The sequence below is a fragment of the Caballeronia ptereochthonis genome (assembly GCF_001545075.1).
GTDB lineage: Bacteria > Pseudomonadota > Gammaproteobacteria > Burkholderiales > Burkholderiaceae > Caballeronia > Caballeronia ptereochthonis.
On sequence record NZ_FCOB02000021.1, the window covers coordinates 77,601 to 92,022 of the forward strand.

Annotated in this window: 15 protein-coding genes; 6 read left to right on the forward strand and 9 right to left on the reverse strand. The window is 63.8% G+C overall.

All coding sequences use genetic code 11. From position 1 onward, the window contains the following. The first annotated feature begins 268 nt into the window (after positions 1–268). Positions 269–1,453, forward strand: a complete 1,185-nt coding sequence (locus AWB83_RS22095) for an acetylornithine transaminase (protein WP_087047756.1) — start codon at positions 269–271, stop codon at positions 1,451–1,453. Continuing rightward, the gene (locus tag AWB83_RS22100) at positions 1,450–1,872 is read left to right on the forward strand and encodes a GNAT family acetyltransferase (protein ID WP_087047757.1); all 423 of its coding nucleotides are present in this window, start codon (positions 1,450–1,452) and stop codon (positions 1,870–1,872) included. The genes AWB83_RS22095 and AWB83_RS22100 overlap by 4 nt, the downstream gene beginning before the upstream one ends. 71 nt (positions 1,873–1,943) lie before the next feature. Here AWB83_RS22100 and AWB83_RS22105 read toward each other — a convergent pair whose 3' ends face one another. The 7 genes from AWB83_RS22105 to AWB83_RS22135 all read right to left on the reverse strand — a co-directional run bounded on the left by AWB83_RS22105 (position 1,944) and on the right by AWB83_RS22135 (position 8,906). Next, positions 1,944–2,666 (reverse strand): ABC transporter ATP-binding protein, encoded by a 723-nt coding sequence (locus AWB83_RS22105; RefSeq protein WP_167389145.1) that lies wholly within the window; start codon positions 2,664–2,666, stop codon positions 1,944–1,946. Continuing rightward, a complete protein-coding gene (locus tag AWB83_RS22110) occupies positions 2,667–3,443 on the reverse strand; it encodes an ABC transporter ATP-binding protein (protein ID WP_087047758.1) in 777 nt (258 codons plus the stop codon). It abuts the gene before it with no gap. 18 nt (positions 3,444–3,461) lie between these two features. Beyond that, positions 3,462–4,631 carry an ABC transporter permease subunit gene (locus AWB83_RS22115; protein WP_087047759.1) on the reverse strand — a complete coding sequence of 390 codons (1,170 nt, stop codon included), beginning with the start codon at positions 4,629–4,631 and terminating at the stop codon, positions 3,462–3,464. Between the two features lie 22 nt (positions 4,632–4,653). Further along, positions 4,654–5,604 (reverse strand): branched-chain amino acid ABC transporter permease, encoded by a 951-nt coding sequence (locus AWB83_RS22120; RefSeq protein ID WP_087047760.1) that lies wholly within the window; start codon positions 5,602–5,604, stop codon positions 4,654–4,656. A gap of 223 nt (positions 5,605–5,827) precedes the next feature. Continuing rightward, positions 5,828–7,048 (reverse strand): branched-chain amino acid ABC transporter substrate-binding protein, encoded by a 1,221-nt coding sequence (locus tag AWB83_RS22125; RefSeq protein WP_087047761.1) that lies wholly within the window; start codon positions 7,046–7,048, stop codon positions 5,828–5,830. A 431-nt stretch (positions 7,049–7,479) separates the two neighbouring features. Continuing rightward, entirely contained in the window at positions 7,480–8,448 is a 969-nt protein-coding gene (ispH, locus tag AWB83_RS22130; RefSeq protein ID WP_087047762.1) for a 4-hydroxy-3-methylbut-2-enyl diphosphate reductase, read from the reverse strand. A gap of 2 nt (positions 8,449–8,450) precedes the next feature. After that, a complete protein-coding gene (locus AWB83_RS22135; protein WP_087047763.1) occupies positions 8,451–8,906 on the reverse strand; it encodes an FKBP-type peptidyl-prolyl cis-trans isomerase in 456 nt (151 codons plus the stop codon). Positions 8,907–9,092: 186 nt separating this feature from the next. On the opposite strand from AWB83_RS22135, the gene radC reads away from it, so the two are divergent. The 4 genes from radC to nadB all read left to right on the forward strand — a co-directional run bounded on the left by radC (position 9,093) and on the right by nadB (position 12,328). After that, on the forward strand, positions 9,093–9,857 hold the full coding sequence (gene radC, locus AWB83_RS22140; RefSeq protein WP_374729127.1) for a RadC family protein: 765 nt from the start codon (positions 9,093–9,095) through the stop codon (positions 9,855–9,857). Positions 9,858–10,118: 261 nt separating this feature from the next. Continuing rightward, positions 10,119–10,352, forward strand: a complete 234-nt coding sequence (rpmB, locus tag AWB83_RS22145) for a 50S ribosomal protein L28 (RefSeq protein ID WP_008351171.1) — start codon at positions 10,119–10,121, stop codon at positions 10,350–10,352. Between the two features lie 11 nt (positions 10,353–10,363). After that, the gene (rpmG, locus tag AWB83_RS22150) at positions 10,364–10,531 is read left to right on the forward strand and encodes a 50S ribosomal protein L33 (RefSeq protein ID WP_006478046.1); all 168 of its coding nucleotides are present in this window, start codon (positions 10,364–10,366) and stop codon (positions 10,529–10,531) included. Between the two features lie 198 nt (positions 10,532–10,729). Continuing rightward, positions 10,730–12,328, forward strand: a complete 1,599-nt coding sequence (gene nadB / locus AWB83_RS22155) for an L-aspartate oxidase (RefSeq protein WP_087047765.1) — start codon at positions 10,730–10,732, stop codon at positions 12,326–12,328. Between the two features lie 3 nt (positions 12,329–12,331). Here nadB and nadC read toward each other — a convergent pair whose 3' ends face one another. Then, positions 12,332–13,219, reverse strand: coding sequence for a carboxylating nicotinate-nucleotide diphosphorylase (nadC, locus tag AWB83_RS22160; RefSeq protein ID WP_374729128.1), 888 nt, complete (start codon positions 13,217–13,219; stop codon positions 12,332–12,334). Continuing rightward, the gene (nadA, locus tag AWB83_RS22165; RefSeq protein WP_087047767.1) at positions 13,216–14,343 is read right to left on the reverse strand and encodes a quinolinate synthase NadA; all 1,128 of its coding nucleotides are present in this window, start codon (positions 14,341–14,343) and stop codon (positions 13,216–13,218) included. The genes nadC and nadA overlap by 4 nt, the downstream gene beginning before the upstream one ends. Between the last annotated feature and the right edge of the window lie 79 nt (positions 14,344–14,422).

Below are 14,422 nucleotides of genomic sequence, written 5' to 3' on the forward strand. Positions count from 1 at the left end.
CGTAACCTGCACGCGGACAAAAAATCCGCGTGCACGGTTTACAGGCAGGAACGTCATAACGTATCCTTCGCGAATGATCAAAATCCTGAATGCACTTCGACGTCGCCGCTTGCCGCTTCCCTAGGGATGCCGCTGGCTCGTCACGCATTTGCGCCTTCGGTTCGGTTTGCTCGGAGCGTACGAAATGAAGCCACGGAATTCCGTGGCTTTTGTTTTTTCCGCGCCGTTTTCCCTTTCTCCTGCACTAGCCTTCGTGGAGCCCGCTGTCATGAATTTCAATGAGTACCCCGTTGATTCGCTGATGTACATCACGAACCGCCCCGACATCGTGTTCACGCACGGCAAGGGTTCGTGGCTCTACGACAACACGGGCAAGCGCTACCTCGACTTCATCCAGGGCTGGGCCGTCAACTCGCTCGGCCACTGCAACGACGGCATGATCGAAGCGCTCAACAAGCAGGCGCGCACGCTGATCAACCCCTCGCCGGCGTTCTACAACGCGCCGATGGCGCAGCTCGCCGGCCTTCTCACCGCGAACAGCTGCTTCGACAAGGTGTTCTTCGCCAACAGCGGCGCGGAAGCGAACGAAGGCGCGATCAAGCTCGCGCGCAAGTGGGGCAGGAAGTTCAGGAACGGCGCGTACGAGATCATCACCTTCGATCACAGCTTCCACGGCCGCACGCTCGCGACGATGTCCGCGAGCGGCAAGGCCGGCTGGGACACGATCTACGCGCCGCAGGTGCCGGGCTTCCCGAAGGCCGATCTGAACGACATCGCGTCGGTCGAGAAGCTCATCAACGAGAAGACCGTCGGCGTGATGCTCGAGCCGATCCAGGGCGAAGGCGGCGTGATCCCCGCGACGCGCGAGTTCATGCAGCAGTTGCGCGAGCTCACGAAGAAGCACAACCTGCTTTTGATCGTCGATGAAGTGCAGAGCGGCTGCGGCCGCGCGGGAACGCTCTTCGCCTATGAGCTCTCGGGCATCGAGCCGGACATCATGACGCTCGGCAAGGGCATCGGCGGCGGCGTGCCGCTCGCGGCGCTGCTCTCGAAGGCGGAGGTCGCGTGCTTCGACGCGGGCGATCAGGGCGGCACGTACAACGGCAATCCGCTGATGACGGCGGTCGGCTATTCGGTGATTTCGCAGCTGACGGCGCCGGGCTTCCTCGAAGGCGTGCGCGCGAACGGCGAGTATCTGAAGCAGGAGTTGCTCAAGCTGTCGGCGGAGCGCGGCTTCCAGGGCGAGCGCGGCGAAGGCCTGCTGCGCGCGTTGCTGCTCGACAGCGACAAGGGTCCGCAGATCGTCGAGAAGGCGCGCCTGATGCAGCCGGACGGCCTTCTGGTCAATGCGGCGCGCCCGAACCTGCTGCGCTTCATGCCCGCACTCAACGTGACCCGCGACGAGATCGACCTGATGATGAAGATGCTGCGCTCGGTGCTCGATTCGCTGTGATCATCCGTACGTTCGATGCAGGCGATCACGATGCGGTGATCGCCCTGTGGCGCGATGTGTTTCCGGAGTACGCGGACGCATCGCGGCCGCAGCGCGATCCGGCGCTGTCGATCGCCAACAAGATGAAGACGCAGCCGGAGTTGTTTTTCATCGGCACGCTCGGTGACGAAGTGATCGGCACCGTGATGTGCGGATATGACGGGCATCGCGGCTGGGTGTATTCGCTCGCCGTGACGCCTTCGCTGCGCGGACGCGGCTATGGCAGCGCGCTGATGCGGCACGCCGAAGCTGCCCTGACGCGGCTCGGATGTCCGAAGGTGAATCTGCAAATCCTCGCGGTCAAGACCGAGCTTCGCGGTTTCTACGAAAAGCTCGGCTATCGCATGGATGAAGTCGTGAGCCTCGGCAAGCGGCTCTGAACAATAAAAAAGCCGACTGCTGCCGCAGTCGGCTTGCTGCGGCAGTCGGCTTCTTCGAACGGCAAGCGAAATCATTCGCCCAGATAAGCCGCGCGAACCTTCGGGTCGTCGAGCATGACCTTCGCGTCGCCGGACATGGTGACCATGCCCGAATCCATCACGTAGCCGCGATTGGCCGCCTGCAACGCGAGACGCGCGTTCTGCTCCACCAGCAGCACCGTCAGCCCTTCCGACGAAATCTCGCGCACCACTTCGAAGATCTTCTCGACCATGATCGGCGAGAGACCCATCGACGGCTCGTCGAGCAACAGCAGCTTCGGACGCGAGAGCAGCGCGCGCGCCATCGCGAGCATCTGCTGCTCGCCGCCCGAGAGCGTGCCCGCATACTGTGAAGCGCGCTCTTTCAGACGCGGGAAGAAGCCGAACATGCGCTCGGTGTCCTTCTGGATTTCAGCGGCATCGTTGCGCAGATACGCGCCCATCTGCATGTTCTCGAGAATCGACATGCGCGCGAAGATGCCGCGGCCTTCCGGCACCATCGCCAGGCCGCGCTTGAGCAGCTCGTGCGTCGGCACGCCCTTGATCGACTGGCCCATGTACTGGATATCGCCGCCCGAAAACGGCTTGAGACCGGTGATGGCCTTCATCGTCGTGGTCTTGCCCGCGCCGTTCGCGCCGATCAGCGTGACCAGTTCGCCTTGACCTACTTCCAGATCGACACCCTTCACTGCCTGGATGCCGCCGTAATTCACCTGCAGACCCTTGACCTTCAACATTGCATTCGTGGTCGCCATTTAGTGCACCCCCGCACCCAGATATGCCTCGATCACCTTCGGGTTTTTCTGCACGTCCTGCGGCAGACCCTCGGCGATCACCTTGCCGTAATCGAGCACCGTCATGCGGTTGCACAATCCCATCACGAGTTTCACGTCGTGTTCGATCAACAGAATCGTCTTGCCGTCCGAGCGGATCTTGTCGAGCAGGCGCGTGAGTTCGACCTTCTCCGTCGCGTTCATGCCGGCGGCGGGTTCATCGAGCGCGAGCAGCTTCGGATCGGTCGCGAGCGCGCGGGCGATTTCCAGACGGCGCTGGTGACCGTACGACAGATTGCGCGACGTGTAGTCCGCGTATTGCAGCACGCCGACGTACTCGAGCAGTTCGAGCGCGCGTTCCTTGATCTCGCGCTCTTCACGCCGTTCCGCCGGCGTCTGGAACACCGCGCCCAGCAGACCGTGCTTCGTGCGCACGTGACGGCCGACCATCACGTTCTCGAGCGCAGTCATGCCGCCGAACAGACGAATGTTCTGGAACGTGCGCGCAATGCCCGCCTTCGCCACCTGATACACGGCGGTCGGCGTGTACGCCTGGTTGTCGAGCCTGAACTCGCCCGAATCCGGCGTGTAGAGGCCGGTGATCACGTTGAAGAACGTCGTCTTGCCGGCGCCGTTCGGGCCGATCAGGCCGTAGATCTCGCCTTCCTTGATTTCGAGGCCGACGTCCGACAGCGCCTGCAGGCCGCCGAAGCGCTTGTTGACGCCCTTGACGGAAAGTCGCGTTTGCTTTTCGCTCATGTTCTGAATCTCCGCTCTTCAAGCACGCGCCGGCTTCTTGCCGTTGCGCTTCGCGATCTTCGCGATCTTGTCTTCGTGTTTCGGGGCGGGCCACAGGCCTTCCGAGCGATACAGCATGATCAGCACCATCGCCAGGCCGTACAGCAGCTGGCGGATGACTTCGGTATCCACGATCTGATGGCCGAAGATGGCGTTCTGCAGCGGGCCCATCGTCGAGCGCAGAAACTCGGGGAACACGGCGAGCAGCACCGCGCCGAGAATCACGCCCGGAATATGGCCCATGCCGCCCAGCACCACACACGCCAGCACGACGATCGATTCCCAGAACGTGAACGATTCCGGCGACACGAAGCCCTGGAACGCGCCGAACATCGCACCGGACAGGCCGCCGAACGACGCGCCCATCGCGAACGCGAGCAGCTTCACGTTACGGGTGTTGATGCCCATCGCCTTCGCGGCGATTTCGTCCTCGCGGATCGCGGCCCATGCGCGGCCGATGCGCGAGTGCTGCAGGCGCGTACACACCCAGATCACGAAGAGCGCGCACAGCACGAACAGGTAGTAATACATGTACACAGACGGAAATTTGAAGCCGAAGAGCTCGTGCGTCTGCGACAGGTTGAAGCCTGCCACCGTCACCGGATCGATGCCCGTGATCCCCTTCGGACCGTTGGTGATGTTCACCGGACGATCGAGGTTGTTCATGAAGATCCGGACGATTTCCCCGAAGCCCAGGGTCACGATCGCGAGATAGTCGCCGCGCAGACGCAGCGTCGGTGCGCCGAGCAGCACGCCGAAGGTCGCGGCAACCGCCATCGCGATCGGCACGATGATGAAGAACGGCACGTGCAGGCCGCCGGGCGCGAGGTGCGCAATCCATTCGAACTGCGTCGTCAGCTGCGGCGACGAGAGCAGCGCGGCGGTATAGGCGCCGACCGCATAGAACGCGATATAGCCCAGGTCGAGCAGGCCGGCGAAGCCGACCACGACGTTCAGGCCCAGCGCGAGCATCACGTAAAGCATCGCGAAGTCGAGCACGCGGACCCAGTAGTTGCCGCCCGCGGCGCCGATGACCATCGGCGCGGCAATGACGAACACGGCGGTGAGAATGCCGACGACGAGCGTCTTCGCCATGTTTTTTTCGGGGATGAGCGTGGTGGACGGCTCAATCGGTTGAATCGAAGTCATTTTTGAGATCCTCACACGGTCTTTAAGCGCGGTCCGCGACACGTTCGCCGAGCAGACCCGACGGACGGAACACGAGCACGATGATCAGCACGATGAAGGCGAACACGTCCTGGTAGTTACTGCCGAAGACGCCGCCCGTCAGATTGCCGATGTAGCCCGCCCCCAGCTGCTCGATCAGACCGAGCAGCACGCCGCCGACCATCGCGCCGCCGAGGTTGCCGATACCGCCCAGCACCGCCGCCGTGAACGCCTTGAGGCCTGGAATGAAGCCCATGTAGAAGTGCGCGTTGCCGTATTCCGACGCGATCATGACGCCCGCCAGCGCAGCAAGCGCCGAGCCGATCATGAAGGTCGCGGAAATCACGAAGTTCGGGTTCACGCCCATCAGCGAGGCGACGCCCGGGTTCTCGGCGATCGCGCGCATCGCGCGGCCGAGCTTGGTCTTGTGCACCAGCAGCAGCAGTCCGCCCATCACGAGGAACGCGACCACGATGATGACGATTTCGGTCATCGAGATCACCGCGCCCGGACGGGTTTCGTCGGCGGCGATGACGTTGATCGGATCGGTCGGCAGGAGCTGCGGGAACGCCAGCGGGTTGCGGCCCCAGATCATCATCGCGATGGTCTGCAGGAGAATCGACACGCCGATCGCGGTGATCAGCGGAGCGAGGCGCGGCGCGCGGCGCAGCGGCCGATACGCGACTCTCTCGATCGTGTACCCGACGACGGCGCAGATGCACGCGGCGATGATGAGCGCGATCGTCAGCATGATCGGACCGGGCAGCGCGGGGAAGTGGTTCTGCATGACGCCGATGGCTGACAAGGCAACCATCGCGCCGACCATCAGCACGTCGCCGTGCGCGAAGTTGATGATGCCCAGAATGCCGTACACCATCGTGTAGCCTAGTGCGATGATGGCGTAGACGCTGCCAAGCACCAGACCGTTGAGGATCTGCTGGATGAAAATATCCATTTAAAGCTCCTTAGCCCCGTGCGATTCGGTTACGCCTTTATCACCGGCCGATAAACCGGTGTGAAGCGAAATCTGAAGCGGCACTGCGCGTACTTTTGAAAAAACCGGTAAAGGTTGGTCGTTCGGTGGTCCGGCCGCGGCCGGATAAGGCTGCAGCCGTCCCCAAACGGATGCGAAAACGGCGCTGTCGGTGAAGCGCCGCCGGAACTGCAAACGCCCGCTGCTACTGCTTGACGACGTCGAGTACGTCCTTCTTCTTGTCCTTGAAGTCGTAAAGCGTAATCGTCCCCGCCTTCAGATCGCCCTTGTCGTCGAATGCGATATGCCCCGTCAGACCGTTGTAGTCCGTCGTGGCGATCGCAGCGAGCACCTTGGGCGCTTCGATGGAATTGGCGCGCTTCATTGCGTCGACGATCACGTACATCGCGTCATACGTGAACGGCGCGTAAATCTGCACCGGGGTGTGAAAGCGGGCTTCATACTTCTGCGCGAAGTCCGCTCCCTTGTCCATCTTCGAGAGCGCGAGTCCCGCTTCCGAACAGACGAGGTTCTGCACGGCGTCGCCCGCGAGCTCGGCCACCTTATCGGTGCAGACGCCGTCGCCCGCCAGAATCTTCGCCTTGATGCCGAGCGCCGCCGCTTCCTTCGCGAACGGACCGCCCGTCACGTCCATGCCGCCGTACATCACGACGTCCGGCTGGATGCGCTTGATCTTGGTCAGGATCGCCTTGAAATTGCGGGTCTTTTCGGTGGTCTGCTCGCGCGCGGCGATCTTCACGCCGCCGGCCTGCACGGTCTTCGCGAATTCGTCGGCCAGTCCCCGGCCGTAGGCGGTCGCGTCGTCCACCACGACCACCTTCTTCGCGTGCAGCGTCTTCATCGCATAGCCGGCCAGCACGGGGCCCTGCAGCGCGTCGGTCGCCACGACGCGAAACGTCGTCTTGTAACCTTGCTTCGTGTATTCCGGGTTCGTCGTCGATGGCGAAATCTGCGCGATGCCCGCATCGCTATAGATCTTCGAGGCCGGAATCGACACGCCCGAGTTCATATGGCCGATCACCGCGACCACGTGGTCGTCGACGAGACGCTGCGCGGCCTCTTCTCCCGTGCGCGGATCGGCCGCATCGTCCTGGCTGTCGAGCTCGAGGCGGATGGAACGCCCGTCGATCGTCAGTCCCTGCGCGCTGATCTCTTCCAGCGCGAGACGCGCGCCGTTCTCGTTATCCTTGCCGAGATGCGCCTGCAGCCCCGTCAGAGGCGCGGCATGACCGATCTTCACGACAGTCGCCGCACTCGCCGGAGCGGGCGCGGACGCAGCCGGCGCCGCCGCGGAGCTCGCCGCCGACGCTGCCGTGCCCGCCCCGCCCTCGTCCTTCTTGCCGCATGCGGTTGCCATTGCAACCGCAGCCGCGATGGACACGGCGTGAGCAAACTTGAATCGCATCAATAAGGTCTCCTGCGCCTCTAAAAACTGTCGTCGTGAACCCTTCTGGCCTCAAGACGCGCGCATTGTAACGCTAAATATGAGACGAGCAATATTCTTGCGTGGCGGGGTTTTCCAGCATTGCAACCGCATTTTTTCGGCAATTTTCAGCGCAAAGCGCAACCGGGTTGCGATCCGCTTTTGTGCAGTAGTTGCACCATAACGGCAACAGGTTCAATCGGCCGGGTTCTGGCGGTTACGTTTGCTTATCGGATCTACGGGGAAACCCTGAAGTCATTTAGAAGAAAATGTCGATTTCGAAGCGCGCGCCAATACGGTGCTCACGCTTGGTTTCGTATCGGCTGCGAGGGTTCCGTGCGCGCCGCGAGATCCGGCGCACGGGCGAAAAAAAAAAAGCGCCCGGAGGCGCTTTTTTTGACGCTTTGCCTGACTCACTGCGGCAGCGACAACCCGCGCGGCAGCGGAAACGCGATGGTTTCCTCGATGCCTTCCAGCGACCGCACGCTGCGCACGCCGAGCTCGCGCAACCGCGCGATGACCGCCTGCGCCAGCACTTCCGGCGCCGAGGCGCCCGCGGTCACGCCGATGCGCTTCTTGCCCTCGACCCATTTCGGATCGATCTGCGTCGGCGAATCCACCATATAGGCGGGAATGCCGCGCTTCTCGGCCACTTCGCGCAGACGGCTCGAATTGGAGCTGTTCGGGCTGCCGACGACGATCACGACATCGCACTGCGGCGCGAGGAATTTCACGGCGTCCTGGCGGTTCTGCGTCGCGTAGCAGATGTCCTGCTTCTTCGGCTCCCTGATGTCGGGATACTTGGTCTTCAGCGCGTCGATGATCGCCGAGGCGTCGTCGACCGAGAGCGTCGTCTGCGTGACGTACGCGATGCGCTGCGGATCGGGGAGGTCGAGCTTCAGCACGTCCTCGATATCCTCGACGAGATGCATGCACTCGCCCGACTGGCCCATCGTGCCTTCGACCTCGGGGTGGCCCTTGTGGCCGATCATCACGATGTCGAAGCCCTCCTGGCGCATCTTCGCGACTTCCATGTGCACCTTGGTCACGAGCGGGCACGTCGCGTCGAACACGCGCAGGCCGCGCGCCTCGGCTTCGCCGCGCACCGCCTTCGAGACGCCGTGCGCGCTGAAGATCAGCGTGCTGCCTTCGGGCACGTCGGCCAGGTCCTCGATGAAGATCGCGCCTTTTTTGCGCAGATCCTCGACGACATACGCGTTATGGACGATCTCGTGACGCACGTAGATGGGCGCGCCGAAGAGCTTGATCGCGCGCTCGACGATTTCGATCGCGCGATCGACGCCCGCGCAGAACCCGCGCGGCTGCGCAAGCAGGATTTCGACGTCGGTCTGAACTTCGTTGAGGCTTTCAGTCAGGCTCATGGCTACAGAATTCCGATGATTTTCACTTCGAAGACGAGCGCCTGGCCGGCCAGCGGGTGATTGAAATCGAACAGCGCCGCCGTCTCGCCGACTTCCTTCAGCACGCCCGCGTAGCGCCCGCCGTTCGGCGCGTTGAATTCGACGAGGTCGCCCGGCGAAAAATTCTCGCCGATCATGCTGTTCTCGCGCAGCGTCGCGAGCGACACCCACTGGACGAGCTCCGGATTGCGCGGCCCGAACGCCTGCTCGGGCGTTAGCTGAAAGGTGGAATGGTGGCCGACCTTCAGGCCCAGCAGAATCTCTTCCAACGGTTCCGCGAGCTGGCCTGCGCCGAGCAGGAGCGTGGCGGGCTTGTCGGTGAACGTGTTGACGATGTCCGCACCATCGGCAAGTGCAAGCCGGTAATGAAGCGTGACGTGCGAACCGGGTTTCACCTCGGAGATATCGATGATGCTCATGAGTATTGGATGTGGCCGTACAGTCGGATGCGGGGCGCGGACCCCGCGCGTGGCGGCTCTTCGGCGCGAGGCGGCGAACCGTGCGGCGCCGGTGCGAACCGGGCGCCAAAACCGCTATTGTAAGACAGAGTTGTGTCCGGACGCGTCACGTGGCTGCGTCCTGCGTGCGCTGTCCCGCGCGACAAGATGTCCCGGCGGCCCGCGATGAGCGCCGATCTGCGGCTCGTGAAGCCGCCTGCCTCGTCCGAAGCGGACCGGTCCGCGATCGCGCCGGTCATGCCCATCCGCCAATGGGCGCGCGCCGACCGACCGCGCGAGCGACTGCTGGATACGGGCCCGGCGTCCCTGTCGGATGCGGAATTGTTCGCGTTGTTCCTGCGCACCGGCGTCTCGGGCGCCACCGCGGTCGACGTCGCGCGTCAGCTTCTGCGGCGCTTCGGCTCGCTGCGCGGCGTGCTGGATGCATCCGCCGCCGAGCTGCGCGAGGAACGCGGCATCGGGCCGGCCCGCGCCGCCACCCTGCTCGCCGTCTCCGAACTGTGCCGGCGTGCGCTCGTGGAAAAAGCGCGCGATCGCGAACTGCTGAACGCGCCGGGGGCCGTCGAGGATTATCTGCGGCTCCTGATCGGCACGCGGCCCTACGAGGTCTTCGTCTGCCTTTATCTGGACGCGCGTCATCAACTGCTCCACGCCGAGGAGTCGGCGCGCGGCTCGCTCACGCGCGTGGCGGTCTATCCGCGCGAAATCGTGCGGCGCGCGCTCACGCTCAATGCGGCGGGGCTCATCGTCGCGCATAATCACCCGTCCGGCGGCGTCGCGCCGAGCACCAACGACCGGCGCCTCACCAAGACGCTGCAGGACGCGCTCACGCTGATCGACGTGCGGCTGCTCGATCACATCGTCGTGGCGGCGAATGAAATTTTCTCGTTCGCGCGCCACGGCTGGCTCTGATGGCTGCGCGAACACGGCGACGCATCTCAAAAAGGTTTGATATTGCAGCGTTTTTCCTGCTACAATCCGCGTTTGCTTTTCTCAACCAGCCTGCTCTGAGTAAGGTGAACCGGAAACGGTGCGCTGGGCGCAGCCCTCATTGGCATAACCGTGCTGCCAAGTCCCCGATCGGCAAATCGGGCGATAAGAGGCATCGAAATGAAAGCGAGTGCTTTCATGCGAGCGTCCGACTCAGACTTAACGTGTATTAGGAGTGTCCTCATGGCACGCGTATGCCAAGTAACTGGGAAAGGCCCGATGTCGGGCAACAACGTTTCCCACGCAAACAACAAGACCAAGCGCCGTTTCCTGCCGAACCTGCAGAATCGCCGTTTCTTCGTTGAAAGCGAAAACCGCTGGGTGCGTCTGCGCGTTTCGAACGCCGGTCTGCGCCTGATCGACAAGAACGGTATCGACGCCGTGCTCGCAGACCTGCGCGCACGCGGTGAAATCTAAGGAGCACGCACATGGCCAAGGGCGCACGCGACAAGATCAAGCTGGAATCGACCGCAGGCACGGGTCACTTCTACACGACGACCAAGAACAAGCGCAACATGCCGGAAAAGATGGCGATCAAGAAGTTCGATCCCGTCGTCCGCAAGCACGTTGAGTACAAGGAAACCAAGATCAAGTAAATCTTGATGTTGAGAGCCTGAGAATGAAGACAGCAGAAAGCCCCGCAATTCGCGGGGCTTTTTGTTTTTTGCGCCGCTTTTTCACACGCTTTTCACACGCTTTTCACACGACCGTACGGGGGTTTTCGCTGTCCCTCATGGTTCTCGCGAGTTATGCTTGCCGGCTATCGACGAGAACACGGACGGAGAAGCGGCAGCATGAATTTCGATGTGGCAATCGTAGGAAGCGGGCTCGCGGGCTTGAGCGTCGCGCTGAATCTGGCGGAAACGCGGCGCGTCGCGATCCTCGCCAAGCGCGCGGCGAGCGTCGGCGCGAGCGATTGGGCGCAGGGCGGCATCGCGGCCGTGCTGGACTCGTCGGACAGCATAGACAATCACGTCGGCGATACGCTCGTCGCGGGCGGTGGCCTGTGCGACGAAGCGGCGACACGTTTCATCGTCGAAAACGGACGGGCCGCGATCGAATGGCTCATCGACGAAGGCGTGCCCTTCACGCGCGATGTCTCCGCCGAGCTGGGCTTTCATCTGACGCGCGAAGGCGGCCACAGTCATCGCCGCATCATCCACGCCGCCGACGCCACCGGCCACGCGGTCGTCACGACGCTCAGCGAGCGCGTGCGCAGGCATCCGAACATCACCGTTCTCGAAGATCACTACGCGATCGACCTGATCACGTCCGACCGTCTCGGACTGCCGGGCCATCGCTGCCACGGACTTTACGCGCTGGACGTCAACTCCGGGCGCACGGTGACCATTCAGGCGCCGCACACCGTGCTCGCGACGGGCGGCGCGGGCAAGGTCTATCTCTACACGACGAATCCCGACACCGCGACTGGCGACGGCATCGCGATGGCGTGGCGCGCGGGCTGCCGCGTCGCGAACATGGAATTCATCCAGTTCCATCCGACCTGCCTCTTTCACCCTTACGCGAAATCTTTCCTCATCTCCGAAGCGGTGCGGGGCGAAGGCGGCATCCTGCGCCTGCCGGACGGCACGCGCTTCATGCCCGCGCACGACGAGCGCGCCGAGCTCGCGCCGCGCGATATCGTCGCGCGGGCGATCGACTTCGAGATCAAGAAGCGCGGCATCGATTGCGTGTATCTCGACATCAGCCATCAGCCGCGCGCGTTTCTCGAAGAGCATTTCCCGACGATCCTCGCGCGCTGCCGCGAGTTCGGCATCGATATCGCGAAAGAGCCGATTCCGGTCGTGCCCGCCGCGCATTACACGTGCGGCGGCGTCGTCACCGATCTCGCGGGGCGCACGGATCGGCCGGGGCTGTACGCGGTCGGCGAGACGTCGTACACGGGCTTGCACGGCGCGAACCGGCTCGCAAGCAATTCGCTGCTCGAATGCCTCGTGATCGGCCGCGCGGCGGCGCATGCGATCGAGGCGGAGGGCTTCTCCGCCGGCTGTCATGCACCGTTGCCGAGCTGGGACGAGAGCCGCGTGTCCGATCCGGACGAGGAAGTGGTCGTCGCTCACAACTGGGACGAGCTCCGGCGCCTGATGTGGAATTACGTCGGCATCGTGCGCACCGACAAGCGCCTGGCGCGCGCGCAGCATCGGCTCGCGCTGCTGCGCGACGAGATCCACGAGTACTACGCGAACTTCAAGGTGAGCCGCGATCTGCTGGAACTGCGCAATCTCGTCGATGTGGCGTCGCTGATCGTGGAGAGCGCGTGCTCGCGGCGCGAGAGCCGCGGCCTGCACTACAGCCGCGACTGGCCCGAGACCTTGCCGAAGGCGTTGCCGACCGTGCTGATGCCGCCGGCGGTGCGGCGGCGCGCGGTTTAGCCTTCAGATCAGGCGCATCGAAAAGTCGGTCGCGCGCACGTCCTTCGTGAGCGCGCCGATCGAGATGCGGTCCACGCCCGTTTCGGCAATGGCACGCACCGTGTCGAAGTTCACGCCGCCGGAGACTTCCAGCAGCGCGCGCCCGGCGGTGATGCGCACGGCGTCGCGCATCATGTCGAGCGTGAAGTTGTCGAGCAGGATCGATTCCGCGCGATGCGCCAGCGCCGTTTCGAGCTGCTCCAGCGTTTCCACTTCGATCTGGATCGGCACGCCCGCGTTCAGCGCGAGCGCCGCGTCCATCGCCGCGCCCACGCTGCCCGCCGCCGCGATGTGATTCTCCTTGATCAGAATGCCGTCGTAGAGCGCGAGCCGCTGGTTCGCGCCGCCGCCCACGCGCACTGCGTACTTCTGCGCGAGCCGCAGGCCCGGCAGCGTCTTGCGCGTATCGAGGATGCGCGCCCGCGTGCCTTCGATGGCATCCACGTAGCGGCGCGTCGCGCTCGCAATGCCCGAGAGCAATTGCAGGAAGTTCAGGCCGTTGCGTTCCGCCGTCAGCAGCGAGCGCGCAGGGCCGTGCAGCAGCACGACTGCGGACTTCGCCGCCATGCGCTCCCCTTCGCGGTATTGCCATTCGATCTCGATCGACGGATCGACGCGGCGCATCACCTCGTTGAACCAGGGCACGCCGCACAGCACGGCATCCTCGCGCACGATGATGCGCGCCGTGCGCCGCGCGTCGGCCGGCACGAGACGGCCGGTCTGGTCGCCCGTGCCGACGTCTTCATCGAGCGCATCGACGACATTGCGCGCGAGCGCCGCGTCGAACACCTCGCCGTATTGAGCGCGGACTTCCTCGAAGATCGGCGCATGGAACGCAGAAGCCGCCATCATGCCGCCCCCACGTTCGTGAACAACGACGCATCCTTGGCAAGATCGCCACTCGCCTGAACGCGCTTCTTGTGACGCGCGGCGAAGTCGAGCATGCGGTCGATCGGCACGCGCGCACGCACGCCGATGGCCGGATCGACGTGAATCTCGTTGTGGCCGCGTTCGAGCACCGCGGCGAGATTCGCGAGACCGTTCATCGCCATCCACGGGCAATGCGCGCAGCTCTTGCAGGTGGCGCTGTTGCCGGCGGTCGGCGCTTCGATGAAGGTCTTGCCGGGCGCGGCCAGACGCATCTTGTGCAGGATGCCGAGGTCCGTCGCGACGATGAAGCGCTTCGCGTCCATGCGCACGGCGGCGTCGATCAATTGGGTGGTCGAGCCGACGACATCCGCGAGCGCGACGACCGCCTCCGGCGATTCGGGATGCACGAGGATCTTCGCGTCGGGGTATTCGTTGCGCAACAGGTCCAGTTCGATTCCCTTGAATTCGTCGTGGACGAGACATGAACCTTGCCAGAGCAGCATGTCCGCGCCGGTCTTCTTCTGGATGTAGCCGCCCAGATGCCGGTCAGGCGCCCAGAGAATCTTCTCGCCGCGCGCGTGCAGGTCGGCGACGATCTCCAGTCCGATCGACGAAGTGACCATCCAGTCCGCGCGCGCCTTCACAGCCGCGCTGGTGTTCGCGTAGACCACGACCGTGCGGTCCGGATGCGCGTCGCAGAACGCAGAAAACTCGTCGGCGGGGCAGCCCAGGTCGAGCGAACAGGTCGCGTCGAGATCGGGCATCAGCACGCGCTTGTCCGGGCTCAGGATCTTGGCCGTCTCACCCATGAAGCGCACGCCGGCCACGACCAGCGTCTTCGCGGCGTGGTCGCGCCCGAAGCGCGCCATTTCCAGCGAATCGGCGACGCAGCCGCCGGTTTCATCGGCGAGCTCCTGGAGTTCGGCGTCAACATAATAATGAGCGACCAGCACCGCCTCCTCCCGCCGCAGCAGCGCCCGAATGCGCTCCTTCAACTCGCGCTTCTCTTCCGGCGACGGCGCCTCCGGCACCCGTGCCCATGCCTCGCCCACTCCACACGTCAGGCCTTGCGGCCGGTCGTACTCGACGCTCCTGATCGCTTCCATGTTTCTGTCCCCTGCTGCCAGCTTCAGCCAAAACAAACGCGAAAAATCGGCCGCCAAAAACAAAGACCCCGCCAGAGCG